The organism is Kitasatospora sp. SolWspMP-SS2h (genome assembly GCF_003259315.1).
In the GTDB taxonomy this organism is placed as follows: domain Bacteria; phylum Actinomycetota; class Actinomycetes; order Streptomycetales; family Streptomycetaceae; genus Kitasatospora; species Kitasatospora fiedleri.
On record NZ_QLLT01000012.1, the window covers coordinates 183,673 to 208,494 of the forward strand.

19 protein-coding genes and 1 pseudogene are annotated in these 24,822 nt (G+C 74.2%); 7 read left to right on the plus strand and 13 right to left on the minus strand.

Going from position 1 to position 24,822, the window contains the following annotated elements:
• The first annotated feature begins 69 nt into the window (after positions 1–69).
• Positions 70–2,169, plus strand: a complete 2,100-nt coding sequence (locus tag K353_RS17035; protein WP_111554436.1) for an MMPL family transporter — start codon at positions 70–72, stop codon at positions 2,167–2,169.
• A 6-nt stretch (positions 2,170–2,175) separates the two neighbouring features.
• Here the strand turns inward: K353_RS17035 and K353_RS17040 are convergent, their stop codons facing one another.
• From K353_RS17040 to K353_RS17060, 5 genes and pseudogenes are all read right to left on the minus strand, one after another.
• Positions 2,176–2,751 (minus strand): sigma-70 family RNA polymerase sigma factor, encoded by a 576-nt coding sequence (locus tag K353_RS17040; protein ID WP_111554494.1) that lies wholly within the window; start codon positions 2,749–2,751, stop codon positions 2,176–2,178.
• A 57-nt stretch (positions 2,752–2,808) separates the two neighbouring features.
• A complete protein-coding gene (locus K353_RS17045; protein ID WP_146616486.1) occupies positions 2,809–3,318 on the minus strand; it encodes a hypothetical protein in 510 nt (169 codons plus the stop codon).
• A 30-nt stretch (positions 3,319–3,348) separates the two neighbouring features.
• On the minus strand, positions 3,349–3,858 hold the full coding sequence (locus K353_RS17050; protein ID WP_146616487.1) for a hypothetical protein: 510 nt from the start codon (positions 3,856–3,858) through the stop codon (positions 3,349–3,351).
• A gap of 51 nt (positions 3,859–3,909) precedes the next feature.
• Complete coding sequence (locus tag K353_RS17055; RefSeq protein WP_100835647.1) at positions 3,910–4,092, minus strand: hypothetical protein; 183 nt, start codon at positions 4,090–4,092, stop codon at positions 3,910–3,912.
• Between the two features lie 139 nt (positions 4,093–4,231).
• Positions 4,232–4,585: pseudogene (locus K353_RS17060) on the minus strand (winged helix-turn-helix transcriptional regulator); the annotation flags it as partial.
• A 98-nt stretch (positions 4,586–4,683) separates the two neighbouring features.
• Here K353_RS17060 and K353_RS17065 point away from each other — a divergent pair.
• Together K353_RS17065 and K353_RS17070 are read left to right on the plus strand one after the other, a co-directional pair.
• Positions 4,684–5,895 carry a pyridoxal phosphate-dependent aminotransferase gene (locus tag K353_RS17065; RefSeq protein WP_111554440.1) on the plus strand — a complete coding sequence of 404 codons (1,212 nt, stop codon included), beginning with the start codon at positions 4,684–4,686 and terminating at the stop codon, positions 5,893–5,895.
• Between the two features lie 341 nt (positions 5,896–6,236).
• Positions 6,237–6,752, plus strand: coding sequence for a hypothetical protein (locus K353_RS17070; protein WP_111554441.1), 516 nt, complete (start codon positions 6,237–6,239; stop codon positions 6,750–6,752).
• A gap of 15 nt (positions 6,753–6,767) precedes the next feature.
• Here K353_RS17070 and K353_RS17075 read toward each other — a convergent pair whose 3' ends face one another.
• From K353_RS17075 to K353_RS17085, 3 genes are all read right to left on the minus strand, one after another.
• Positions 6,768–7,100 (minus strand): YnfA family protein, encoded by a 333-nt coding sequence (locus K353_RS17075; RefSeq protein WP_111554442.1) that lies wholly within the window; start codon positions 7,098–7,100, stop codon positions 6,768–6,770.
• Between the two features lie 107 nt (positions 7,101–7,207).
• Positions 7,208–8,830: a metallophosphoesterase family protein gene (locus K353_RS17080; RefSeq protein ID WP_111554443.1), complete on the minus strand. Its 1,623-nt coding sequence runs from the start codon at positions 8,828–8,830 to the stop codon at positions 7,208–7,210.
• A 192-nt stretch (positions 8,831–9,022) separates the two neighbouring features.
• On the minus strand, positions 9,023–9,787 hold the full coding sequence (locus K353_RS17085) for an aminotransferase class IV (protein ID WP_111554444.1): 765 nt from the start codon (positions 9,785–9,787) through the stop codon (positions 9,023–9,025).
• 97 nt (positions 9,788–9,884) lie between these two features.
• Between K353_RS17085 and K353_RS17090 the strand changes: the two genes are divergently transcribed.
• Positions 9,885–10,385, plus strand: coding sequence for a DinB family protein (locus K353_RS17090; RefSeq protein WP_111554445.1), 501 nt, complete (start codon positions 9,885–9,887; stop codon positions 10,383–10,385).
• Between the two features lie 69 nt (positions 10,386–10,454).
• On the opposite strand, the gene K353_RS17095 is transcribed toward K353_RS17090, so the two are convergent.
• From K353_RS17095 to K353_RS17105, 3 genes are all read right to left on the minus strand, one after another.
• Positions 10,455–12,113: an FAD-binding dehydrogenase gene (locus tag K353_RS17095; protein WP_111554446.1), complete on the minus strand. Its 1,659-nt coding sequence runs from the start codon at positions 12,111–12,113 to the stop codon at positions 10,455–10,457.
• Positions 12,114–12,249: 136 nt separating this feature from the next.
• Positions 12,250–14,685, minus strand: a complete 2,436-nt coding sequence (locus K353_RS17100) for an endonuclease/exonuclease/phosphatase family protein (protein WP_370447616.1) — start codon at positions 14,683–14,685, stop codon at positions 12,250–12,252.
• 282 nt (positions 14,686–14,967) lie between these two features.
• Positions 14,968–16,059, minus strand: a complete 1,092-nt coding sequence (locus tag K353_RS17105; RefSeq protein WP_111554447.1) for a HoxN/HupN/NixA family nickel/cobalt transporter — start codon at positions 16,057–16,059, stop codon at positions 14,968–14,970.
• Positions 16,060–16,364: 305 nt separating this feature from the next.
• On the opposite strand from K353_RS17105, the gene K353_RS35675 reads away from it, so the two are divergent.
• From K353_RS35675 to K353_RS17120, 3 genes are all read left to right on the plus strand, one after another.
• Positions 16,365–18,683 carry a glycosyl hydrolase family 18 protein gene (locus K353_RS35675; RefSeq protein WP_370447617.1) on the plus strand — a complete coding sequence of 773 codons (2,319 nt, stop codon included), beginning with the start codon at positions 16,365–16,367 and terminating at the stop codon, positions 18,681–18,683.
• Between the two features lie 241 nt (positions 18,684–18,924).
• Positions 18,925–20,112, plus strand: coding sequence for an esterase family protein (locus tag K353_RS17115; RefSeq protein WP_199528129.1), 1,188 nt, complete (start codon positions 18,925–18,927; stop codon positions 20,110–20,112).
• 111 nt (positions 20,113–20,223) lie between these two features.
• Entirely contained in the window at positions 20,224–22,650 is a 2,427-nt protein-coding gene (locus K353_RS17120) for a glycosyltransferase family 39 protein (protein WP_111554448.1), read from the plus strand.
• 112 nt (positions 22,651–22,762) lie between these two features.
• Here K353_RS17120 and K353_RS17125 read toward each other — a convergent pair whose 3' ends face one another.
• The gene (locus K353_RS17125; protein WP_111554449.1) at positions 22,763–23,512 is read right to left on the minus strand and encodes an HNH endonuclease family protein; all 750 of its coding nucleotides are present in this window, start codon (positions 23,510–23,512) and stop codon (positions 22,763–22,765) included.
• 215 nt (positions 23,513–23,727) lie between these two features.
• The gene (gene moaA / locus K353_RS17130) at positions 23,728–24,759 is read right to left on the minus strand and encodes a GTP 3',8-cyclase MoaA (protein WP_111554450.1); all 1,032 of its coding nucleotides are present in this window, start codon (positions 24,757–24,759) and stop codon (positions 23,728–23,730) included.
• Positions 24,760–24,822 lie beyond the last annotated feature (63 nt).

The window sequence follows — 24,822 nt, forward strand, 5'->3', positions numbered from 1 at the left end:
GCCGACGGCCGTCGACGCCGCGTGGACTCGGTTCCCCGAATCTCTCAATGATTGAGATATTCTCCGCTCATGTCGACTCCCGCCCCGCCCGCACCCGCCGCCCCCGCGCCCCCGTCCGCCCCGCGCCGGCTGCGCTTCCTGCTCCCGCTCGTGCTGCTGCTGGTCTGGCTGGCGCTCGGCGGCGCGCTCGGACCGTTCGCGGGGAAGCTGGGCGAGGTGTCGACCAACGACGGGGCGGCGTTCCTGCCGCGCAGCGCGGAGTCGACCCGGGTCGCCCAGCTGGAGAAGGACTTCCGGACCGAGTCGACGCTGCCGGTGGTGCTGGTCTGGGAGGCGCGGTCCGGGCAGGTCGACGAGGCGCTGCGGGCCGCCGCCGGGCAGGCGCTGGCCGCGGCGGCGGAGGTGCCCGGCACCACCGGGCAGGCGTCGCCGCTGCTGCCCTCCGAGGACGGGCGGGCGCTGGAGGCGGTGGTGCAGCTGCGCGCCGACCTCGGGCCGGACACCAAGGACGCGGTCACGGCGATCCGCGAGCGCGCCGAGCAGGTGCCGGACGCGGTGGCCGGGGTGGCCGGGCCGGCGGCGGTGCTGGCCGACCTGTCGGGGGCGTTCGCGGGCATCGACGGCCTGCTGCTCGGGGTGGCGCTCGGCGTGGTGCTGCTGATCCTGGTGCTGGTGTACCGGGCGGTGCTGCTGCCGGTGCTGGTGATCCTGGGCGCGGTGTTCGCGCTCGGCGTGGCCTGCGCGATCGTGTACGCGCTGGCGCAGCACGGCGTGGTGCGGGTGGACGGGCAGGTGCAGGGGCTGCTGTCGATCCTGGTGATCGGCGCGGCCACCGACTACGGGCTGCTGCTGTCCGCCCGCTTCCGCGAGGAACTCGCCACCGGACCGGACCGGTTCACCGCCGCCCGCACCGCGCTGCGCCGCTCGGCGGAGCCGATCGCCGCCTCGGGCCTGACGGTCGGGCTGGGCCTGCTGGTGCTGCTGCTCTCGGACCTGACGAACAACCGGGCGCTCGGCCCGGTCGGCGCGATCGGCATCGCCTGCGCCGTGCTGTCCGCGCTGACCTTCCTCCCGGCGGTGCTCGCGCTGTGCGGCCGGGCCGCGTTCTGGCCGGCCCGGCCCGCCGCCGACGGCCGGGGCGGCTCGCACCGGGTCTGGCAGCGGGTCGCCGACCTGGTGGGCCGCCGTCCGCGCGCCCTGTGGGTGGGGACGGCGGCGGTGCTGGCGGCGCTCGCGGCCTGCTCCCCGCTGCTGGACGCCCGGGGCGTGCCGCAGTCCGAACTGTTCACCACCCCCCAGCCCTCGGTCGCCGCGCAGCGCCTGCTGTCGGCGCACTTCCCGGGCGGCTCGGGCAACCCGGCGGTGATCGTCGCGAACGCCGACCGGGCCGAGGAGGTGGCGGCGGCCGCGCAGGTGCCCGGCGTGGCCTCGGTCCGCCCGTACACCGGCGGCGCGCCCACCGACCCGCCGGTGACCGCGAACGGCCTGGTCCGGCTGGACGCGACGCTCACCGACCCGGCCGACAGCGACGCCGCGCTCGCCACCGTCGGCCGGCTGCGCACCGCCGTGCACGCCGTGGACGGGGCCGACGCCCTGGTCGGCGGCTACTCGGCGCAGCAGGCCGACACCCGGGCCACCGCGGAGCGCGACCGGACGCTGATCATGCCGGTGGTGCTGCTGTGCATCCTGGTGGTGCTGGTCCTGCTGCTGCGCTCGGTGCTGGCGCCGGTGCTGCTGGCCGCGACGGTGGCGCTCTCCTACCTGGCCACGCTGGGCGTCTCGGCGCTGGTGTTCCCGCACGTGTTCGGGTTCTCGGCGACCGATCCGTCCGTCCCGCTGTACGGGTTCGTGTTCCTGGTCGCGCTGGGCGTGGACTACAACATCTTCCTGATGACCCGGGTCCGCGAGGAGACCGCGGCGCTCGGCACCCGGGCCGGCGTCCTGCGCGGCCTGACCGCGACCGGCGGCGTCATCACCTCCGCGGGCGTGGTGCTGGCCGCGACCTTCGCCGCCCTCGGGGTGATCCCGCTCGCCTTCCTCGCCCAGATCGCCTTCATCGTGGCCTTCGGCGTCCTGCTCGACACCCTGCTGGTGCGCTCGCTGCTCGTCCCGGCCCTGGTGCACGACATCGGCGGCCGGGTCTGGTGGCCGGCCCGCCGGGCGGACTGAGGGCGCTCAGGCCGGTCGCGGTTCCGGTTGCGGTTGCGGTTCCAGTTCCGTCCGCAGCCGCCGCAGGCCGTCCCGCACCCGGCTCTTGACCGTGCCCAGCGGGGTGTCCAGCAGCGCGGCGATCCGGGTCTGGGTGCAGCCGCCCCAGTAGGCGAGGGCGAGCGCCTCGCGCTGGGCGGGGGCGAGGGCGGCCAGGGCCGCGCGCACGGCGCGGCCCTCCAGCCGGCGTTCGGCCTCGGTGGCGACGCTGTCGTACGCGGGACGGTACTCGCGCAGGGCGGCGGTGCGCTCGCGCTCGGCCCCGGCGCGGGCGGCGCGGACCCGGTCGACGGCTCGGTGGTGGGCGGCGGTCAGGGCCCAGGCGTGCACGCTGCCGCGGTCGGGGCGGTAGCGGTCGGCGGTGCGCCAGAGCTCCAGGAACACCTCCTGGACGACCTCCTCGCTCTGCGCCCGGTCGCGCAGCACCCGCCGCACCGCCGCCCCGACCGGACCGAGCAGGTGCCGGTACAGCGCCTCGAAGGCGTCCCGCTCGCCCCGGGCGACCCGGGCCACCAGTTCGCCGCCGCACGCTTCCACCGTCACCCCGCCACGGTCGTCCCACCCCCGGCCGGACGCCACTCGCAGCGTCCGTGCAGCGTTTCAGCGGGTGACGGCGACCAGCACGGCCAGCAGGGCGAGCAGCCCGGCCACGGCGCCGTGGACGACGGGGCGGTGGCGCCGGCCGCGACCGGCCGCGGTACCGGTGCCGTCCCCGGCCGCGGCGCCGGGCGGGTCGGTCAGCGCGCCGAAGGCGGTCGCGGTGACCAGGACGGCCGCCAGGTAGCCGAGGGCCAGTCCGCCGGAGGGCCCGTGCCCGGAGCCCTGTTCGACGCCGCCGGCCAGCTGGGCCACCAGCATGGCGACGAGCACGAACACCAGCACGGCGATCACCGTGGCGGGCCGCCGGTTCCCGGGGCGGGCCTGCCAGAACGGGCCGAGGAAGCCCACCGCCGACATCGCCACGACGATCACCGCGCCCGACGGGAACGCACCGTCGCCGAAGACCGCCGACAGCCCCCGGACCACCAGCGCGACGACCGCCCCGAGCCCCACCCCGGGCGCCCCGGCCCGGAACCCGGCCCGCGCACCCTCCCACCCCGATTCACTCACCCCCGGAACCTACCGCCCGCCCCGCCCGCGTCACCACCGGGCGTTGAGCACCGCGAGGCCCGACGCGCCCGCCTCGAAGCCGGCCGGCAGCGCGTCCGGCGAGGCCGCCGGGCCGGGGTGGTCGACCAGCAGGACGGCCCGGGCCTCGCCGTCCCGGTCGGCGGGGACGACGTCGGCGGCCGGTTCGCGGCGCAGCAGCGGCACCCACGCGTCCCCGCCCTCGTTCTCGGTCGACACGTCGGCGAACTCGGCGAACTCGGCGAGCAGGTCGGGCTGTTCGGCGAGGCGGCGGACGAGGACGGCGCGGGTGGTGACCAGGGTGACGGCGAGCCGGTCGCCGGTGCGGGTGTAGCGGGCGGCCAGGTCGTGGGGCAGGAGGTGGTGGACGCCCTCCTCGCCCTCGTGGCCGTGGCCCAGGAGGCTGCGGACGGCCCGCTCGCCGGGCTCGGCGGAGGCGGTGTCGACGGAGAGCAGCACGCCGACGTCCGCCGCCCCGGACGGCGGGACGGCGGTGATCCGGATACCGGGAGAGGCGTTCACGGCCCCAGCCGAGCAGGGCCCGCCGACAGCCGGGCAGCGGCGGTGCGCCTTCTAGTTCGCCGAGTTGCCGCCCGTCCAGCTGTGGTTGGCGGCGCGGTGGTGGCGGGAGACCGCGACGTCCCGGTCGACCTGGGCGCGGTGGGCCTCGGTGTGGTCGTACGCCTGGCGCTTGTGGCGGAAGGGCCGGGCGGCCGCGCGGGCTGCCGAGGCGGCGAGTGCGAGCAGGCGCGGCATGGTGGGACCCCCTCCGTGGCCGGGCCCTGGACGCGGCCCGGATGCCGTCAGCGTACCCGGCGAAGGGGTGGTCAAGCCTCAAGGGAGGCTCAGGAGTTGGCGGGGGCGCGCCGGGGCGGGCTCAGGAGCCGGCGGCGGTGTACCAGTGCTCGCGGACGGCGTCGGTGGGCCGCGGCTCGCCCAGGTCGGGGCCGCCCCAGTGGGCCAGCGCCTCGACCACGGGGCGCAGTTCGGTGCCGCGGGGGGTGAGTTCGTAGACGGTGGCGTTGGCGGGGCGTTCCAGGCGGCGGCGCTCCACCAGCCCCTCGCCCTCCAGTTGCTTGAGCCGGGTGGCGAGGATGTCGGTGGAGACGCCGGGCAGGTCGGCGTGCAGGTCGGTGTAGCGGCGCGGTCCGCCGAGGAGTTCACGGACGATCAGGAGGCTCCAGCGCTCCCCCACCGCGTCCAGGGCGCGGGCGACGGCGCAGTACTGGTCGTAGCTTCGGCGTGGCATGACGTCAGCATAGCCAATAGGTTGGACTTTCCAAGTCCTTACTTGGTAGAACGAAGCAAGCCGGCCACAGGGGCTCGGTGAGGGTCGGGAGGCCGCTGATGGAGTTTCGCCAGTCCAGCAAGCTGAAGGACGTGTGCTACGAGATCCGTGGCCCGGTCGTCGACACCGCCAACGCCCTGGAGGAGGCCGGCCACAGCGTCCTGCGGCTGAACACCGGCAACCCGGCCCCGTTCGGCTTCGAGGCGCCGGAGGAGATCCTCCAGGACATCATCCGCAACCTGCCCAACGCGCACGGCTACTCCGACTCGCGCGGCATCCTCCCCGCCCGCCGCGCCGTCGTGCAGTACTACCAGCAGCGCGGCGTCCCGGGCGTCGGCGTGGACGACGTGTACCTGGGCAACGGCGCGTCCGAGCTGATCCAGATGGCCGTGCAGGCGCTGGTGGACGACGGCGACGAGGTGCTCGTCCCGGCGCCGGACTTCCCGCTGTGGACGGCGGTGGTGCGGTTCGCCGGCGGCAAGGCGGTGCACTACCTGTGCGACGAGGAGTCCGACTGGTACCCGGACCTGGACGACATCGCCGCCAAGATCACCCACCGCACCAAGGCGATCGTGGTGATCAACCCGAACAACCCGACCGGCGCGGTCTACCCGAAGGAGCTGCTGGAGGGCATCCTCGACCTGGCCCGCCGCCACCACCTGCTGGTCTTCGCCGACGAGATCTACGACAAGATCCTCTACGACGGCACCGAGCACCACTGCCTGGCCGCCCTCGCCGACGACGTGGTCACCCTCACCTTCAACGGCCTGTCCAAGTCCTACCGGGTGGCCGGCTTCCGCAGCGGCTGGCTGGTGGTCTCCGGCCCCAAGGAGCACGCCAAGGACTACCTGGAGGGCCTCACCATGCTCGCCGCGATGCGGCTGTGCCCCAACGTGCCCGCCCAGTACGCCGTGCAGGCCGCGCTCGGCGGCCGGCAGTCCATCGACGACCTGGTCCTGCCGAACGGCCGGCTCACCGAACAGCGCGACGTCACCTGGCGCGCGCTGAACGAGATCCCCGGCGTCTCCTGCGTCAAGCCCAAGGGCGCCCTCTACGCCTTCGCCAGGCTCGACCCGGCCGTGCACCGGATCGTCGACGACGAGCGCTTCGTCCTCGACCTGCTGCTCCGCGAGAAGATCCACATCGTCCAGGGCACCGGCTTCAACTGGCCCCGCCCCGACCACTTCCGCTTCGTCACCCTCCCGCGCGCCGACGAACTGGAGACCGCGATCAACCGGATCGGCCGCTTCCTGGCCACCTACCGCCAGTAGCGGAGGCGGTGACGGCGGCCCAGGTCCCGCCGAACGGCCGGAACGGGGTCGGGGACGCGGACGGCCGGGGCGGGCGGGTCGGCCGCCCCGGCTCGGCCGGGAGCGGAGGCGGCTGCCGGCCGTCCAGGGCCGGCGCGGGCAGCGCCTCCCCGGGCGGCCGGACCAGCCGTGTCGCCGGTCGGCTCCCCGGGCGGGCCGGCACGTCCGGGCGGGCGTCGAGGGGGCGTCGCGCGGCGGTCCGGTTGCCGATCGGTAACGAAACCGTCACCCGGAGCGCACCGGTTGCACACACTCGGAAGGATGGCGTCCCGTCCCGAAACGTCTCTGCGAGATGAGCCGAGTTGTCCCTCTCCCTCCGCCTGCGCCGGGCCTCCGCCGCGGGCGCGCTGCTGGCCGCCGCGCTGTTCGCCACCGCCTGCGAGCCGACCGACCAGGTCACGCCCGCGCCCGTCGCCTCGCACAGCAGCAGCGCGCCCGCGGCCGGTTCCAGCCCCACGCCGACGCCGACGCCGACCCCCACGCCCAGCCCCACCCCGAGCCCGACGCCCACGCCCACCCCGACGCCGACACCGACGCCCGAGGCGGGTGTCGCGGCGACCACCACGGCGCCGAAGGCGGCCACCCCCGCGCCCGCCACCACCAAGCCCGCCGCGGCCCGGACCACCAGCAAGCCGCCGGCGGCCGAGCCGACGCACACCCAGCAGGCGGCGGGCTGCCACCCGCTGTCCAACGCGGGCAACTGCTACCAGGCGGGCCAGTTCTGCCGGGCGTCCGACCACGGGGTGGCGGGCACCGACGCCTCCGGCCGGGGCATCGTCTGCGTGGACAAGAACGGCTGGCGCTGGGTCGCGTCCTGACCCGGCCGGACCGGCTCAGCGGCGCGGCCCGTACATGATCAGGCCGACGCCGGCCAGGCAGACCAGCGCGCCGGCCACATCCCAGCGGGTGGGGCGGAATCCGTCCAGGACCACGCCCCACAGCAGGGAGCCGGCCACGAAGACGCCGCCGTACGCGGCCAGCACCCGGCCGAAGTTCGCGTCCGGCTGGAGGGCCGCGGTGAAGCCGTACAGCCCGAGGGCGACCACGCCGAGCCCGGCCAGCCACCACGGGCGGGACTCGCGGACGGACTGCCAGACCAGCCAGCAGCCGCCGATCTCCAGGACGGCGGCCAGCGCGAACAGCAGGATCGAACGGGCGGTGCTCACCGCCCCACCCTAGTGCCGCGCCAGGCGGCCTTCGCCCCGTCGCGGCACTGGACGGCGCCCGCCCCGGACCCGGCAGCACCCGGTCCGGGGCGGGCGCCGAGCGGCCGTCAATGGCCGTGCTCGCCGCGGCCCGCGCGGCGGACGATCGCGTAGTGGTCGATCCGGGTGCCGTCCTCGGCCAGCGCGGTCACCTTCATGGTGGTGTTCGCGCCGGGGTGGGCCGGGGTGACGTCCACCTTGATGAACGAGTAGCCGGTGTAGCGGACCCGCGACCAGCCGACCGTCTCGGGGACGTGCACCGCGCCCTTCTCGAAGTGGTACGTGACCACCTCGTCCTGGCGGTTCTCGTGGCCCTCGTAGCTGTCGGGGGCGTCGAAGGAGTACAGGCTGCGCCCGGCCGCGCCCGCGGTCACGTAGACCACGCCGTCCTTGGCCGGGTCGAGCGTCGCGCCGCTCGGCACCGCCTTGGCGACCTTGTTGCCGAGGATCGCGTCGGTGCGCTCGTACACGTGGTTGTGACCGTTGACGACCAGGTCCACCCGGTACTTCTCGAACAGCGGCACCCAGGCGTCCCGGACCCCGCCCTCGGAGGCGTGCTGGTGGGTGGTGGAGAAGGCGCAGTGGTGGAAGAAGACCACCACGAAGTCGACCGACCCGTCGGCCCGCAGCTCGCGCAGCCTGCGCTCCAGCCACTGGGTCTGCCGGCCGTTGGTGTAGCCGAAGTTGGCCGGGATCTCGTACGAGACGTCGTTGGCGTCCAGCGAGATCACGCCGACGTTGCCGTAGGTGAAGGAGTAGACGCCGGGGGCCTTGCGCGGGTCCGGGCCGTCGGTCGGCAGGGTGAAGCGGGCGTCCTCGCCGCCGTACCCGTTGTGCGAGTACCACGCCTCCATGTCGTGGTTGCCGTAGGAGACCATCCACGGGATCTTCGCGGACACCGGCTCGGTCTGCGCCAGGAAGGCGTCCCAGGTCCGGGCGTCGTACGCCGACCTGTCGCTGTCCAGGCCCTGGCCCATCGGGTCGGCGTAGCAGATGTCGCCGGCGTGCAGGTGGAACACCGGGTTCTGCGCCAGGATCACGTGGTCGTTGCCGGCCGCGTGCGCGGAGACGCCCTGGTCGCCGAAGGCGGTGAAGGTGAACGGCTCGAACGGGCGGCCCCGGCGGCCGCTGCGGGACGGCGCGGTGGTGAAGGTCTTCAGGGTGGAGATCGCCTGGTGCGAGGCCGGGTCGAAGCCCTCGTGGCCGACGCCGTAGTAGTAGGTGGTGCCCGGCTGGAGGTGGTCCAGCTCCACGTGCAGGTAGTACTGGTCGACCGGGGTGCCGCCGTCGACCAGCGCCGGGGTGTGCAGCGCGCGCACCTCGGCCTCGATCTTGTGGCTCAGCTCCCAGGGGTGGCGGCCGAAGCGCAGGAACGGCTTGCGCACCGCCGCCGGCACCTGCCAGGACACCCGCATCTGGGTCCCGGCGTCGGCGCCGAACTGCAGGTGGCGGCCGACCGGCGCGACCAGCGACCCGTTCACCCCGCCGGTCGCGGAGCCGGACGCCGCGGACGGGTCGGCGAACGCCGTACCGGAGCCCAGCGCCCCGCCGACGGCCAGCGCGCCGACCGTGACCGCGCCGGAGCGCAGCAGGGTGCGGCGGGAGAACTTGCTGCGCAGGTACTCGTGCTGCTCCGCCATGCTCATGCGTGCGGCGAGCTCGGCGGGCACGCCCATGTGGGGGATATCCATGCGCGGGAGACTGCCAGTGGCCGGTGGCCGCCGCCCGGACGATCGGTGAACGAGCGTCAACAGGCCGGTCTGGTACGGCACATGATCCGACCATGCGCGGGTAAAGCCGGTGCTGCGACCGCTCCCCGCCACCCGCTCGCCGTGTCCGGTCCTGGGAGCGGCCCCTATACCAGCGGCCCCTACCAGCGGTCCCTACAGCCGCTCCCCCGGCACCGCCAGGTACGCCGCGCGCAGCCGCGCCACCCCCGCGGTGTCGAAGGCCCGCCCGTCCACCGCCGCCACCGGGCGCACCCCGACCGCCGCGTTGGTCGCGAACACCGCGTCCACGCCCGCCAGTTCCGGCCCGACCCGCTCCTCCGCGCCGCCGCACGCCCCGCGCAGCAGCGCCATCGCCGTCCCGGCCAGGTACGCGCCGCGCGGCCAGAGCACCTCGCCGCCGCGCAGGAACCCGACGTTCCAGGTGCCGCCCTCGGTGACGCCGCCGTCCCGGTCCACGAACAGCGCGTCGTCGAACCCGGCCTGCTGGGCCAGCCGACGCAGGCGCAGCGCCCCGAACAGCGCCACGCTCTTCACCTCCGGCAGTTCCCGCTCGAAGCGGGCCGTCCGCACCCGGATCGGCCCCGGCACCCCGCTGCCCGCCGGACGGGCCGTCACCAGCACCCGCGGCTCGGCCTTCCCGCCGATGCTGCCCAGGTCGATCGCCGGGTCGAAGACCGTCACCCGCACCGCCACCGCCCCCGCCGCGGGCACCGCCCGCCGGGCGAACCCCCGCACCCGCTCCCGGTCCGGCCGCACCCCGAACAGCGCCGCGCAGTCCCGCTCCAGCCGCTCCAGGTGCAGGTCGAGGCCGCGCACCCGGCCGTCCTCCACCAGCATCGTGGTGAAGTGCCCGTAGTTCGTCAGCGCCAGCACCTGCAACTGCGCCGCCGTCACCGGCCGTCCGTCCAACTCCGCCACCGCGGCTCCTGCGTTCACGCCCCCATTCTCGGTGATCGGCGGTCCGCCCCCGAAACCCCGGTGCGTTCGGGGGCCGGGCCCGGCTAGGTTTCCGGACATGACAGCCTTCGAAACGCAGCGCCGCCCCGTCCCCCGCGCCGACGGCGGTGAGCTCGACACCGCGCTCGCCTTCCTGGCCTTCGCCCGGGAGTGCGTGCTCAAGAAGACCGAGGACCTGACGGAGGAGCAGCTGCGCCGCGTCCTGGTGCCGTCCGGGACGAACCTGCTGGGGCTGGTGCGGCACCTGACGGACGGCGAGCGGTACTGGTTCGGCCACCACGTCGCGGGCCTGGCGGAGTACGAGGACGTGGACTTCGCCATGGCCGTCCCGGACGACGTGCCCGCCGACCGGGTACTGGCCGCCTACCGGCAGGCGTGCGCGGACAGCGACGCGATCGTCCGCGCCGCCGCCGACCCCGCCCGGCCGACCGCCACGGCGGTGGACGGGGAGCCGCGCTCGCTGCGCTGGGTGCTGGCCCACATGACGGGCGAGACCACCCGCCACGCGGGCCACGCCGACATCCTGCGCGAGCAGATCGACGGCACGACCGGCCGGTAGGCGGCGACCGCCGGCCGGTAGGCGGCGACCGCCGGCCGCTGGGCACCGCCGGGCCGCGGCGACCGGCCGCTACGCGGTGGCCCGCGCCGCCGCCCGGCCGGCGGCGCGGCCGGAGAAGAGGCAGCCGCCGAGGAAGGTGCCCTCCAGGGAGCGGTAGCCGTGGAGGCCGCCGCCGCCGAAGCCCGCGGCCTCGCCGGCCGCGTAGAGGCCGTCCAGGGCGGTGCCGTCGGCGCGCAGGACGCGGGAGTCGAGGTCGGTCTGGAGGCCGCCGAGGGACTTGCGGGTGAGGATGTTGAGCCGGACGGCGATCAGCGGGCCGGCCTTGGGGTCGAGCAGCCGGTGCGGGCTCGCGGTGCGGATCAGCTTGTCGCCGAGGTAGCGGCGGGCCCCGTGGATAGCGGTGACCTGGAGGTCCTTGCTGAACGGGTTGGCGATCTCGCGGTCGCGGGCCTCGATCTCGCGGCGCAGTTCGGCGCCGTCGATGGCGGGGGCGTCGCCCTGGCGCTCGTTCATGCCGCGGACGAGTTCCTCCAGGGTGTCGGCGACCACGAAGTCCGGGCCGTGCTGCTTGAACGCCTCGACCGGGCCGGTGGCGCCGGGCAGCGCGCGGCCGAGCACCTGGCGGATCGAGCGGCCGGTCAGGTCGGGGTTCTGCTCGGAGCCGGAGAGGGCGAACTCCTTCTCGATGATCTTCTGGGTGAGCACGAACCAGGTGTGCTGGTGGCCGGTGCGCATGATGTGTTCGAGGGTGCCGAGGGTGTCGAAGCCGGGGAACAGCGGGACGGGCAGGCGCTTTCCGGTGGCGTCCAGCCAGAGCGAGGACGGGCCGGGGAGGATCCGGATGCCGTGCCTGGCCCAGATCGGGTTCCAGTTCTCGATGCCCTCGGTGTAGTGCCACATCCGGTCGCCGTTGATCAGGTGGCCGCCGGCCGCGCCCGCGACGTCCAGCATCAGGCCGTCGACGTGCGCGGGGACGCCGGAGAGCAGTTTGGCGGGCGGGGTGCCGAGCCGTTCGGGCCAGGCGGCGCGGACCTTGTCGTGGTTGCCGCCGATGCCGCCGGAGGCCACGACCACGGCCTGGGCGCGCAGTTCGAAGTGTCCGGCGACCTCGCGGGAGCTGGCCTCGCCGCGCTGCACGGCGGACGGGGCGAGCACCTCGCCGGTGACGGTGTCCAGGCTGCCCGCGCTGGCGGCGAGGCCGGTGACGCGGTGCCGGAAGCGCAGTTCGACCCGGCCGGCCTTCACGGCCTCGCGGATCCGGCGGGCGAAGGGCTCGACGATGCCGGGGCCGGTGCCCCAGGTGATGTGGAAGCGCGGGACGGAGTTGCCGGGGCCGGAGGCCAGCAGTCCGCCGCGCTCGGCCCAGCCGACCACCGGGAACAGCCGCAGGCCCTGGGCGTGCAGCCAGGCGCGCTTCTCGCCGGCCGCGAAGTCGACGTACGCCTCGGCCCAGCGGCGCGGCCAGGCGTCCTCCTCGCGGTCGAACCCGGCGGTGCCGAGCCAGTCCTGCCAGGCGAGGTCGCGGGAGTCCTTGATCCGCATCCGGCGCTGCTCGGGCGAGTCGACCAGGAACAGGCCGCCGAACGACCAGTGCGCCTGCCCGCCGAGCGAGCCGGCCGGCTCCTGGTCGAGCAGCAGCACCTTCCGTCCGGCGTCGGCGAGTTCGGCGGTGGCGGCCAGGCCGGCGAGGCCCGCTCCGATCACGATGACGTCGGCGTCGTAGGCCATGCGGGGCGTCCTTCCAGACCTGCGCGGGGGGTGCCATGATCCTCCGGCCTGCGGGCCCCGCGGTCAACCCACCGGTAACTTCCGGGAGCGCGGCAGCCCCCGCCGGGACGGGCGGGGGCTGCCGGGCCGGGGGCCGTCAGGGCTTGATCCGGACCACCTGCGGGTCGTGGTCGGAGGCCTGGGCGGCGAACTCGCTGTTGATGTGCACCACGTCGTAGTGGGTCTTCCCGGGCTTGAGCGCGGGGCTGACCAGGATGTGGTCGAGCACCTGCGAGTTGCCCTGGTAGACGTACGAGTAGCGCTCGTTCGCGGGCAGCTCGTTGACCAGGTCGCGCAGCACGCCGTCCTTGGTCAGGGTCTGGAGGGCGGGCGAGAACTGGTAGTCGTTGAAGTCGCCGAGCGAGACGATCCGGGCCTTGGGGTCGGCCCCCAGCAGCTTGGCGACGAACGCCTGCTCGACGGTGGCCTGCTTGACCCGCTGCACCTCGGAGGAGCGGGTGGGGGCCTGGAAGCGGCTGTCGATGCCCTGGTCGCCGCCCTTGCTGTTGAAGTGGTTGGCGATCACGAAGACCGGCTGGCCCTTGAACTCGAACTGGCCGACCAGCGGCTTGCGGCTGGACGTCCAGGCCTCGTTGCCGGGGTCGATCCGGCCGGGCGAGGCGGTGAGGCGGGTCTTGTTCTTCTTGCCGGTGACGTCGACGGCGGTGGTGGAGGAGCCGCCGGGGATGTCGGTGAAGGAGACCCGGGCCGGGTTGAACAGGAACACCTGGCGGATGTTGCCGCCGGGCTCGCCGCCGTCCTGGCCGTCGACCGGGTCGATCGAGCGCCAGTCGTAGGCCGGGCCGCCGGCCGCCTTGATCGCGTCGATGAAGGTCCTGACCGTGGTGGCGGCGCTCACGGTGCCGTCGTTGACCGCGCCGTTGTCGTCCTGGATCTCCTCCAGGGCGACGATGTCGGGCGAGGCCAGGTTGGTGACGATGCCCTTGGCGAGCTGGGCGAACTTGGCCGGGCCGTCGCCCGGGTCGAGGTTCTCGACGTTGTAGGTGCCGATGGTCAGTTCGTTCTTCTTGCCCTGCTGGGCGACCTCGGGCTCGAGCCCGTTGTCCTCGACCGCGCCCAGGGTGTTGGCGGCGATGGTGTAGCCGCCGAACTGGTTGTAGTCGAGCGGGCCGGTGGTGGCGCCGGTCAACCGGTCGCCGACGTTGGCGACCGGGAAGGGCACCTCGGTCAGCGGCGGCAGCGACTGGATCATGATCCGGCCGTTGTTCGGCTTGTCGTAGCCGAGGTAGACCACGCCGCCGCGGGCGGTGCGCGGGTCGGTGGCGAGGGCGTCCACCCACAGCTCGTTGTACGTGTCGGTGGCCTGCACCACCGGCACGTCGGCGACCTGGACGTTCATGCCCTCCAGCGACTCGTACAGGTCGAGGGCGTACGTCGCCGGGTCCAGCGGCAGGCCGTCGATCGAGCCGCCGGCCGCGTCGGGGGCGTAGGCGGCCGGGATGTTCGCGGCGTTCAGCACGACGGGCGCGGGCACCGGGTTGCCGGAGGAGAGCACGGCGGTGGTCGGGCCGGTCAGCTCGGTGACCGACTGGGAGCCGCCCGAGCTGTTCGGGTAGTACTCGCTGACCTTGCCGGTGACCAGCACCGCGTCGCCGACCTTGACGGTCGGGGCGGCCGAGCCGGTGTAGACGAACACGCCCTCGCTGGTGGCCGGGTCCGCGTCCGGGTTGGGGTCCTGGATCCAGAAGCCCTTGGTGCCGTAGGCGCGCACGCCGGTGACGACGCCGGGCACGTTGGTGACGGTCTGGCCGTTCTTCGGCGAGACCCGGGTGGTGCCCTGGATGTCGTGGACGCGCAGGTCGCCGGGGGTGCCGGGCGGGGTGGTCGGCGGGGTGGTGGGGCCGCCGCCGGTGGTCTCGCCCTTGGCGTTGGTGGGCGTCGGGTCGCCGGCCGTGAGGTCCTTGGCGTTGTCGTCGGTGTCGGCGAGCGCGGCGCCGCGCGCCACCGAGGCGGTGTTGGACGCCCCGGTGACCGGGCTGCCCTCGCGGACCACGGCAGTGCCGAAGCCCACCAGGTCGACGATCCGCGGGTCGGCGGCGCAGTCGGCGGCGGTCTTGCAGGTCAGCGCGGCGGTGCCGTTGACCAGCGCGACGGTGCCGGCGGTGGCGGAGAGCGCCAGGTTGCCGCTCGCGTCGGCGGCCGGCAGGTCGGCGGTGCCGCCGGCGCCCGCGCCCTCGGCGACCAGGTAGCGGCCGCCGGGGGCGACCGACCCGCTCAGCGCGGTGACGCCCCACTGGCTGGAGGCGCTCGGGCTGCCGGGCAGGTACTGCACGCTGTAGCCGGTCAGGCCGAAGGCCGCGCCGGACGGGTTGCCCAGCTCGATGAAGTCGTTCTTCAGCGTCGCGCCGGAGTTGCCGCCGCCGCCGTAGACCTCGGCGATCACCGCGCCGGTGGACGGCGCGGCGAACGCGCCCGGCAGCGGGACGGCCAGCAGGGAGGCGGCGACCGCGGCCGTCGCGGTGGCGCGCAGCAGCGTGCGGCGGGAACGGCGGGCGGGAGTGGGGCTGGGCACCGTTGCGGGGCTCCTTCGTGGCAAGGCCATGGCCCGGGCGCGGCGGGGCGCTCCGGGTGGTGGTGAGGGTCCGTCAGAAGGCGTGCTGCCGGGGGCCGGTCCGGGTTCCGGCCGGCTCCCGGCGGGCTACTCGCGTAGATCCGGTTCCCGAAGATACGCGCGTAGAAGTTGACCCGACAAGGGCGCCGACGTGAACACTTCCCGACCTGCGACGACCTCCCCGCCCCGGGAACGCCGGAGGGGCGCCCGCCCGGGCACCCCTCCGGTACGAACGGTCCGCGGCTACGCCTGCTCGCGCAGCCCGGCGCCCCACTTCTGCTCGACCCGGCCGAACTTCCAGAACGCCAGCGCCCCGGCCCAGGTCACCACGAACAGGCCGACGATCACGTAGCCCACCAGGTTGAGGTCCAGCGCGCCGATCCAGCCGATCGGGCCGCCGGTGATGTCCAGCTTCTCGGCGAGCAGGCCGATCAGCTCGACCACGCCGATCACCAGGGCCACCACGACCGACAGGCCGGTCACCGTCAGGTTGTAGTAGATCTTCCGGACCGGCTTGGAGAACGCCCACTCGTAGGCGAAGTTCATGAACGAGCCGTCGATGGTGTCCAGCAGGCTCATGCCGGCCGCGAACAGGACCGGCAGCACCAGCAGCGCGTACCAGGGCAGCGAGAACGCGGCGGCGCCGCCCGCCAGCACCAGCAGCGAGACCTCGGTCGCGGTGTCGAAGCCCAGCCCGAACAGCAGCCCCACCGGGTACATGTGCCACGACTTGGTGACCGCCCGGGTGACCCGGCCCAGGATGCGGTTCAGGAAGCCGCGCCTGTCCAGCTGCCGCTCCAGCTCGGCCTCGTCGAAGTCGCCCTGGCGCATCCGCCGGAACACCTTGAGGATGCCGTTGAACGCGCCCAGGTTGATCAGGCCGATCAGCACCAGGAAGGTGCCGGAGACCGAGACGCCGATCAGCCCGGTCGCGTCGTGCAGCGTCGAGTCGTCCGACTCCACCTGCCCGGCCAGCGCCCGGATGCCGAGGGCCAGCAGCGCGCAGAGCCCGAACACGATCGACGAGTGGCCCAGCGAGAACCAGAAGCCCACCGAGAGCGGGCGCTTGCCCTGGCCCATCAGCTTGCGGGTGGTGTTGTCGATCGCGGCGATGTGGTCGGCGTCGAAGGCGTGCCGCATGCCGAGCGTGTAGGCCGTCAGGCCCATCCCGGCCCCGAACACCTGGCCGCCGACGTCGTAGTGCCTGGGGGCGATCACCGCGAGCAGGGTCACCCACCCCACCACGTGCAGGAGCAGGATGAACGCGGCCATGCCGGCCAGCCTGGTCCACTCCTCCCGGGTGAGCCGGTCGCGCAGACGGCTGGGCGCTGCCATGGGTCTTCCTTCCGAACAGGGTGCCGCAGGGGCGGTGAGCTGGATTATCTTTCCGCTTATATGCATGCAATTGCAAGTCATGTGCAACTGCGAGCCGGGGGCGTGCGCCGGGGGCGGAACGGGCTCGGCGCCCCGGAGAGGACTGATCGGAAAGGTTCCTGACGGTTCGTGGGTCGAAATCCTTGACCCGGGTGAATGGTCCAGTCCAATCTAGGTGACGCGCTCACCCCAGGCGCGCAGGCTCCCACCTGGTCCCCACGGCCGCCGCACCTACCGGACAACCCCACTCCTCCGGAGGTCCCTCCATGCTTGAACGGGCCACGCCCACCCCCGAGCCCACCCCGCGCCGGGCCCCCTCCCGCCGCCGCGCCGGTGCCCTCGTGGTGGCCGCCGCGATGACGGTCGGCTCCACCGCCCTCGCGCTCTCGCTCGGCTCCGCCTCGGCGGCCACCGTCAACCTGCTCGCCAACGGCGACTTCGAGTCCGGCACCCTGAGCGGCTGGTCCTGCACCGGCGGCTCGGTGGTCACCACCCCCGTGCACGGCGGCTCCTACGCGCTGAGCGGCAACGCCACCGCCGCGGACACCGGCCAGTGCCAGCAGAGCGTCACCGTCCAGCCGAACACCAAGTACACCCTCTCCGGCTTCCTCAAGGGCAGCTACGTGTACCTGGGCGCCACCGGCACCGGCGTGAACGCCTCCACCTGGACGCCGGGCGCCACCGCCTACACCCAGCTGAGCACCACCTTCACCACCGGCGCGTCCACCACCTCGGTGACGGTGTTCACCCACGGCTGGTACGGCGCCGGCGCCTACCAGGCGGACGACCTGGTGCTGACCGGCCCGGGCGGCGGCACCACCGGCCCGAGCGCCTCCGCCAGCCCCTCGCGGAGCGCCTCGCCGAGCCCGAGCACGAGCCCGAGCACGAGCCCCTCGGGCTCCACCTCGCCCGGCCCGTCCACCTCGGCCTCCCCGTCGCCGTCCGCGAGCTCCGGCACCGGCAACGGCCCGACCGGCGACGGCAAGATCACCGTGCCGGGCGGGGTGACGGTCACCAGGACCACCTCCAACGCCGTGGTGCTGAAGTGGAACGCCTCGACCGAGTCCGGCGACAACTACGTCGGCTACAAGGTCTGGTCGAAGGGCCAGCTGGTCGGCACCTCGATGGGCACGAACATCGCGGTCTCCTCGCTGCTGCCGAACACCGCGTACACCTTCACCGTCCAGGCGTACGACAAGGCCGGGCACGCCTCCCAGCAGTCCGCCGCGGTGAACGCCACCACCGCCGCCGTGCCCGCCGCCAAGCCGCTCAAGTCGGCCTACTTCGACCAGTGGTCGGTGTACGACGCCGCCTACTACCCGAAGAACGTGGACACCTCGGGCGCCGCCGCCAAGCTGGACGTGATCTCCTACGCGTTCGAGAACATCCACCCGACCAACCTCAACTGCTTCGAGGCGGTCAAGGCCTCGGACGCCGCGAACGAGAACAACCCGAACGCGGGCGACGGCGCGGCCGACGCGTACGCCGACTACCAGATGGACTACTCGGGCGGCATCTCGGTCGACGGCTCCACCGACCAGTGGGAGCAGCCGCTGAAGGGCAACTTCAACCAGCTGCGCCAGCTCAAGGCGAAGAACCCGAACCTGCGGATCACCCTCTCGCTGGGCGGCTGGACCTACTCCAAGTACTTCTCCGACGCGGCGGCCACCGACGCCTCGCGCAAGAAGCTGGTCTCCTCCTGCATCGACATGTTCCTCAAGGGCAACCTGCCGGCCAACGTCGCCGGCGACGCCTCGGGCGGCGCGGCCAGCGGCGCGGGCATCTTCGACGGCATCGACATCGACTGGGAGTACCCGGGCTCGGCCGGCGGCCACACCGGCAACCACTACTCCGCGGCCGACAAGCAGAACTTCACCGCGCTGCTCGCCGAGTTCCGCAGCCAGCTCGACGCGTACGGGCAGAGCGTCGGCAAGAAGTTCCTGCTCACCGCGGCGCTGCCGTCCGGCCAGGACAAGGTCCAGTACGTCGAGACCGACAAGATCGGCGCGTACCTGGACTACGCCGACATCATGACGTACGACATGCACGGCTCGTGGGACGCCACCGGTCCGACCAACCTCCAGGACCCGCTGCACGACAGCCCGGCCGACCCGACCACGCCGATCGCCCCCGGCACCGCCAAGTACAACGTGGACACCACGCTGGCCGCGTACACCACCGGCCTGCCCGAGTACGGGATCAAGGGCGGCTTCCCGGCCAACAAGATCATCCTCGGCATCCCGTTCTACTTCCGCGGCTGGACCGGCGTCCAGGCCGGTGACAACTACGGCCTCTACCAGAAGGCCACCGGCGCCACCCCGGCCAAGCCCGGCAGCCAGGAGGCCGGCCTGGCCAGCTGGCGCGAGCTCACCCTCACCGCCCAGAACACCCACTGGGACCCGGTGACCGAGAGCACCTGGGTCTACGACGGCACCAACTTCTGGACCGGCGACGACCCGAAGGCCATCCAGGCCCGCGCCGCGTACGCCAAGAGCAAGGGCCTGGGCGGCATGTTCGCCTTCGCCCTGGAGAACGACGACAACAACTCCACCCTGCTGAACACCATCTACAACAGCCTGGGCTGACGCCGCACCGGCCCGCCACGGACCGGCGGCCCGCCGCACCTTCCCCGTGGGTGCGGCGGGCCGCCGCCGTTCCGGCGCTCCCGGCCGGGGCCCGGACCGCTGCGGTCCGGGCCCCGGCCGGGAGCGCCGACGGGCCCGCGCCGCAGGTGAGTTGGGGCGGGCTTGGCGCGGGCTTGGCGAAACCGTGAACCGGCTGGGAGCCGGCTGGGAGATCCGTGAAGACGTACCCTACGATCATCCGGTGCCCAGCCTGACCGGACTCCCCCTGCAGATCATCGCCGCCCTGGTGGCCGTCGCCGCGTTCGCCGCCACCATGGCGCTGTGGCCCCGGCTCGGCGGGCGGGGCTGGCGGGCCTGGCTCGGCCGGATCGCCGCGTTCCTCGGGACGCAGGTCACCGTGCTGGTCGCGATGGGCCTGGTCGCCAACTCCTACTTCGGGTTCTACTCGACCTGGAGCGACCTGCTCGGCCTGGACGGCAGCCCGGGCACCGTGGTCGACCACCAGCCCGGCGGCCGGGCCGTCTCGGTCACCGGCGAGCAGCGGATGTACTCCGCGCAGGGCTCCGCCCAGGACCGCTCCGGGGTGATCCAGCGGGTGGAGATCCACGGGACCGGCTCCGGACTGACCGGCACCCCCGCGTACGTCTACCTGCCGCCGCAGTACTTCCAGCCCGCCTACGCGGACAGCCGCTTCCCGATGCTGCTGGCGCTGTCCGGCTACCCGGGCACGCCGGAGAAGCTGATCTCGCTGCTCCAGTACCCGGCGTCCGCCCTGAAGGCCGTCGAGACCGGGAAGATGCCGCCCACCGTGCTGGTGATGATGCGGCCCACCCTGGTCGGCAACCGGGACACCGAGTGCATGGACGTGCCCGGCGGGCCCCAGGTGGAGACCTTCTTCACCGAGGACCTGCCGAAGGCGATGTCCGCCGCCTACCGGGTCGACGACCGGCCCGAGGCGCGGGCCGTGATCGGCGACTCCACCGGCGGCTACTGCGCCGTCAAGTTCGCGGTCCGCAAGCCCGACGCGTACCGGGCGGCGATCGCGCTGTCCGGCTACTACGAGGTGCACAACGACCCCACCACCGGCGACCTGTTCGGCGGTAGCGAGCAGGTCCGGCAGGACAACGACCTGCTGTGGCGGCTGCGCAACCACCCCGCCCCGCCGGTCTCGCTGCTGCTGGCCACCAGCCGCAACGAGGAGAACTACCGGCCCACCCAGGAGATGGTCGCCGCCTTCAGGGCCCCGACCCGGCTCTCCACCATCACCCTGGACAGCGGCGGCCACAACTTCCACACCTGGACCCGCGAGATCCCCCCGGCCCTCGCCTGGCTCGGCACCCGCCTCGCCCCGCCCACCCCGGACCCGGCCGGCGCGGGGGCCGCCGCCGCACCGGCCGCCGCCGCACCGGCCGCCGCGGCCCTCCGCTGACGGGCCGTCACCGCCCCCCGGGGCGGACGTCACCCGTCCGCCGGGAGACTTAGAGCGGCCTCATAGCCACCTCTCATCAACCTCTCAGCCGGGCCTCCGAGCGTAGTGCCCATGACCACGTCCAGTTCCGTTCCCCCGACCAGCGAGCCGTGGCCCGACGCCGCGAACCACCCGCCCCCGGCGGTCGCGGCCCACGCCGCGACCGGGCCGACCGAGGGGCCCTCCGCCGGGCCGCTCCCGCCCGCCGGGGCCGAACGCGAGCGGCCCGCTGAGACGCTGTTCCCGCCCGTCGCGCCGCCGCCCACCGGCCCGAAGGGACCGGCCTCCTGGGCCGGCCGGCTGCGCACGCTGCCCGCCCGCACCTGGCGCGGGCGCCCGGACGACCCGCGCTGGGTGCGTCCGGCCCTCCTCGGCCTGCTGCTGGCGACGGCCGTGCTGTACTTCTGGAACCTGACCGCCTCCGGCTGGGCGAACGCCTTCTACTCGGCCGCCGTCCAGGCCGGTTCGGTCAGCTGGAAGGCGATGTTCTTCGGGTCCTCGGACTCGGCGAACTTCATCACCGTCGACAAGCCGCCGCTGGCGCTGTGGCCGATGGCGCTCTCCGCCCGCCTCCTCGGCCTCAGCTCGTTCAGCCTGCTGGCCCCGCAGGTGCTGATGGGCGTCGGAACGGTCGCCGCCGTGTACGCCGCGGTGCGCCGCCGCTTCGCCCCGCTGGCCGGCCTGGTGGCGGGCGCCGCGCTGGCGCTGACCCCGGTCGCGGCGCTGATGTTCCGCTTCAACAACCCGGACGCGCTGCTGGTGCTGCTGCTCACCCTGGCCGCGTACGGCACCGTCCGGGCCACCGAGACGGCGTCCACCCGCTGGCTGGTGTTCGTCGGCGTGATGTTCGGCCTGGGCTTCCTCACCAAGACGCTCCAGGCTTTCCTGGTGCTGCCCGGGTTCGCCCTGGTGTACCTGGTGTGCGCGCCCACCGGCGTGGGCCGCCGCCTCCGGCAGCTGCTGTACGGCACCGTCGCCATGGTGGTGGCCGGCGGCTGGTGGGTGGCGGTCGTCGAACTGATGCCGGCCTCCGCCCGCCCGTACATCGGCGGCTCGCAGGACAACTCCTTCCTCTCCCTGACCTTCGGCTACAACGGCTTCGGCCGGATCACCGGCGACGAGACCGGCTCGGTCGGCGGCGGCGGGGGCGGCATGCGCGGCGGCGGGGGCGGCGGCATGTGGGGCTCCACCGGCGTCACCCGGCTGTTCGACGGCGACATCGGCGGCCAGATCGCCTGGCTGCTGCCCGCCGCGCTGATCCTGCTGCTGTTCGGCCTCTGGGCCACCCGCCGCCACCCGCGCACCGACTCGGCCCGGATCGGCTTCCTGGTCTGGGGCGGCTGGCTGCTCTCCACCGCGCTGACCTTCAGCTTCATGTCCGGCATCTTCCACCAGTACTACACGGTGGCCCTCGTCCCGGCGGTCGCCGCCCTGGTCGGCATGGGCGCCGACGGCCTGTGGCGGGCCCGCCACCGCCTCCCGTACGCGGCCGTGCTGGCCGTCACGGTCGCGGTCACCGCCTGGTGGGCGCACCAACTACTCGGCCGCAGCACGCAGTTCGTGCCGTGGCTGCGCAACACGGTGCTGATCGGCGGCGTCCTCGCCGCGATCGCGCTGCTCCTCGCGGGCCGCATCCCCGGCCTCACCGGCCGCCGGATCGCCACCGTCGCGGGCCTCACCGCCCTGGCCGCCACCCTGGCCGGCCCGGCCGCGTACGCCCTCGACACCGTCTCCACCGGCCACAGCGGCTCCATCGTCACCGCGGGCCCGGCCGTCCGGAGCGGCGGCTTCGGCGGTCGCGGCGGCGGCTTCCCCGGCGGCGGGGCCGGTTTCCCCGGCGGCGGCGGCCGGGCGGGCGGCGGCACCGGCGGCATGCCCAACTTCCCGGGCGGCACCGGCACCGGCGCCGGTGGCAACGGCGGCAGCAGCAACGGCATGCCGGCCTTCCCCGGCGGTACCCGGAACGGCACCGGGACCGGCAGCAACGGCGGGACGGGCGCCTTCCCGGGCTTCCCGGGCGGCGGCACCGGCACCGGCACCGACGGCGAGCGCCGCACCGGACGCGGCGGCTTCGGCGGCGCGGGCGGCGGCATGGGCGGTGGCATGGGCGGCATGGGCGGCCTGCTGAACGGCGCCCGGGTCTCCGCCGAGGTGGCCGACCTGCTCAAGCAGGACGCCGACAGGTACACCTGGGTCGCCGCCGCGGTCGGCTCGCAGAACCAGGCCAGCTACCAACTCGCCGGCGGCGAACCGGTGATGGCGCTGGGCGGCTTCAACGGCAGCGACCCGTCGCTCTCCCTGGACGGCTTCAAGCAGCTGGTCCGGGAGGGCAAGGTCCACTGGTTCATCGGTGGCGGCGGCATGGGCGGCGGCGGCATGGGCGGCTCGAACTACTCCGCGGAGATCAGCTCCTGGGTGGAGGCCACCTACACCGCCAGGACCGTCGGCGGCACCACCCTGTACGACCTGACCGCGACCCCCAAGAGCCCCGGCCTCTGACCTGCGCCCCTCCCCCGGGCCGCCCCCGGGGCCGTCCGGCTCCCCTCCCCCGGGGAGCCCGGGCGGTCCCGGGCCCGTCCGCCCCCCGCCACCGCGCCGCCGCCGGCGGCCGTCAGCCGCCGCAGAGCGCGAGCATGGTCTTCTTGTCGGCGGGCGTCACCGGCAGCTGGTACTTCAGCGACACCTGCGCCCACCGGATCGCGTACGAGCAGCGCACCTCGGTGTTGGCGGGCAGCCAGGTGGCCGGGCCGGAGTCGCCCTTCGCGGCGTTCTGCGAGCCGTCGGCGGGGATCAGGTTGAGCGGGTCGTTGGCGATCTGTACCCGCTTGGCCTTCTCCCACTTGGCGGCGCCCTGCTGCCAGTCGTAGGAGAGCGGCATCACGTGGTCGATCTGGATCTTCGACGCCTGCTGCTTGTTCCACTGCACCGTCTTGCCGGTGTACGGGTCCCAGATGGTCATCCCGGTGACCGTGCAGGCCGAGCCGTCCTTGTGCTCGACGTCCTTCCCGTCCCGGGCCAGCACGTCGTCCCGGGTGCCGCAGTTGTTGTGGCCCAGCGGCACGCCGTCCACGTTGTCCGTCCAGGCCGGGCCGAACTGGTCCCGGTCGTAGCCGGTCTTCGGCCCGGGGTCGGCGGTCTTGACCTGAGCGATCAGGTCCAGGCCGGCCTTGCGGTCGGCGTCGCCGGTGACGGGCGCCAGGCCGGGCTTGGTGCCGTCCGGGTTCTGCAACGGGTTGGTCCCCTGCGAGACCGCCCCGGGGGAGGTGGTGCCGCTCGACCCCTTCTTCCCGCTGGTGCACCCGGTGAGGGCCAGTGGAGCGAGCAACAGGACGGCGACGACGGCGGTACGGCGGGCTCGCACGGCATTCCTCTGCGGCTGGGCGACTCTGACGGCCCACCAGGAGACCAGCCCCGCCCCGCCGGGTCAAGCCGTCCGGACCACCGCATGACATATCTCTCCTTCCCGCCCGATCCCGGCATTCCGGCTGGGAGAATGCGCCGCCCGCCCCGCGGGCCCCCGCCCCTCGGCCTCCCCCTCCGCCGTCCCCGTCCGTCCCAGTCCGTCCCCGTCCGTCCTCAGCCGCCGATCGCGGACATCGGCCGCTCCGGCCGGACGAAGTCGGCGTCGCCGATCCGGTGCCCGGGCCGCTTGCCGGCGACGCAGGCCCGCCAGGCCCGTTCGATCCGCGCGTCGTCGGCGCCGCCGCGCAGCAGGGCGCGCAGGTCGGACTCCTCGGTGGCGAACAGGCAGTTGCGCAGCTGCCCGTCGGCGGTGAGCCGGACCCGGTCGCAGCCGCCGCAGAACGGGCGGGTGACCGAGGCGATCACGCCGACCACGTGGCCGGTGCCGGCCAGCCGCCACTCCTCGGCGGGCGCGTTGCCGGGCCGGCCGACCGGGACGAGGCGCCAGCGGGCGGCGAGCACGTCGAGGATCTCGGCCGCCGTGACCATCGCGGCCCGGTCCCAGGCGCCCTGGGCGTCCAGCGGCATGGACTCGATGAACCGCATCCGGTAGCCGCCGTCGACGGCGAACTCGACCAGGTCGACGAGTTCGTCCTCGTTGACGCCGCGCACCGGCACCGCGTTGACCTTCACCGGTTCCAGCCCGGCGGCCTTGGCGGCGGCCAGCCCGGCCAGCACGTCGGGCAGCCGGTCCCGGCGGGTGAGTGCCGCGTAGCGCTCGGGGCGCAGGGTGTCCAGGCTGACGTTCACCCGGTGCAGGCCGGACCGCTTCAACTCCGGTGCGCGGCGGGCGAGTCCGATGCCGTTGGTGGTGAGCGAGAGTTCCGCGCCGAGGTCGCCGAGCCGGGCGAGCAGGTCGGGCAGGCCGCGGCGCAGCAGGGGTTCGCCGCCGGTGAGCCGCAGGGTGCGGATGCCGAGGCGGTGGACGGCGATCCGGGCCAGGCGCAGCAGTTCGGCGTCGGTGAGGGTCTGGTCGCGGGGCAGCCAGTCGAGTCCTTCGGCGGGCATGCAGTAGGTGCAGCGCAGGTTGCACCGGTCGGTGAGGGAGAGCCGCAGGTCGGTGTGGACCCGGCCGTGGCGGTCGACCAGCGGTGCGGGCGCACCGGCGGGAGCGGCGGCGGGGACGTCAGTGGTGCGCGGTGCCATGGGGCCAGTGAACGGGGGCGGCCGGTGGCCGGTCCAGGGACGGAACGGCCGGGAGCGGCGGGC

Bases quoted from the DNA above. Each gene is read 5' to 3' on its own strand.
- moaA (WP_111554450.1), bottom strand. From the start codon at position 24,759: ATGGCACCGCGCACCACTGACGTCCCCGCCGCCGCTCCCGCCGGTGCG.
- K353_RS17080 (WP_111554443.1), bottom strand. From the start codon at position 8,830: ATGGATATCCCCCACATGGGCGTGCCCGCCGAGCTCGCCGCACGCATG.
- K353_RS17035 (WP_111554436.1), top strand. From the start codon at position 70: ATGTCGACTCCCGCCCCGCCCGCACCCGCCGCCCCCGCGCCCCCGTCC.
- K353_RS17120 (WP_111554448.1), top strand. From the start codon at position 20,224: ATGACCACGTCCAGTTCCGTTCCCCCGACCAGCGAGCCGTGGCCCGAC.
- K353_RS17095 (WP_111554446.1), bottom strand. From the start codon at position 12,113: ATGGCCTACGACGCCGACGTCATCGTGATCGGAGCGGGCCTCGCCGGC.
- K353_RS17105 (WP_111554447.1), bottom strand. From the start codon at position 16,059: ATGGCAGCGCCCAGCCGTCTGCGCGACCGGCTCACCCGGGAGGAGTGG.
- K353_RS17090 (WP_111554445.1), top strand. From the start codon at position 9,885: ATGACAGCCTTCGAAACGCAGCGCCGCCCCGTCCCCCGCGCCGACGGC.
- K353_RS17065 (WP_111554440.1), top strand. From the start codon at position 4,684: ATGGAGTTTCGCCAGTCCAGCAAGCTGAAGGACGTGTGCTACGAGATC.
- K353_RS17055 (WP_100835647.1), bottom strand. From the start codon at position 4,092: ATGCCGCGCCTGCTCGCACTCGCCGCCTCGGCAGCCCGCGCGGCCGCC.
- K353_RS35675 (WP_370447617.1), top strand. From the start codon at position 16,365: ATGCTTGAACGGGCCACGCCCACCCCCGAGCCCACCCCGCGCCGGGCC.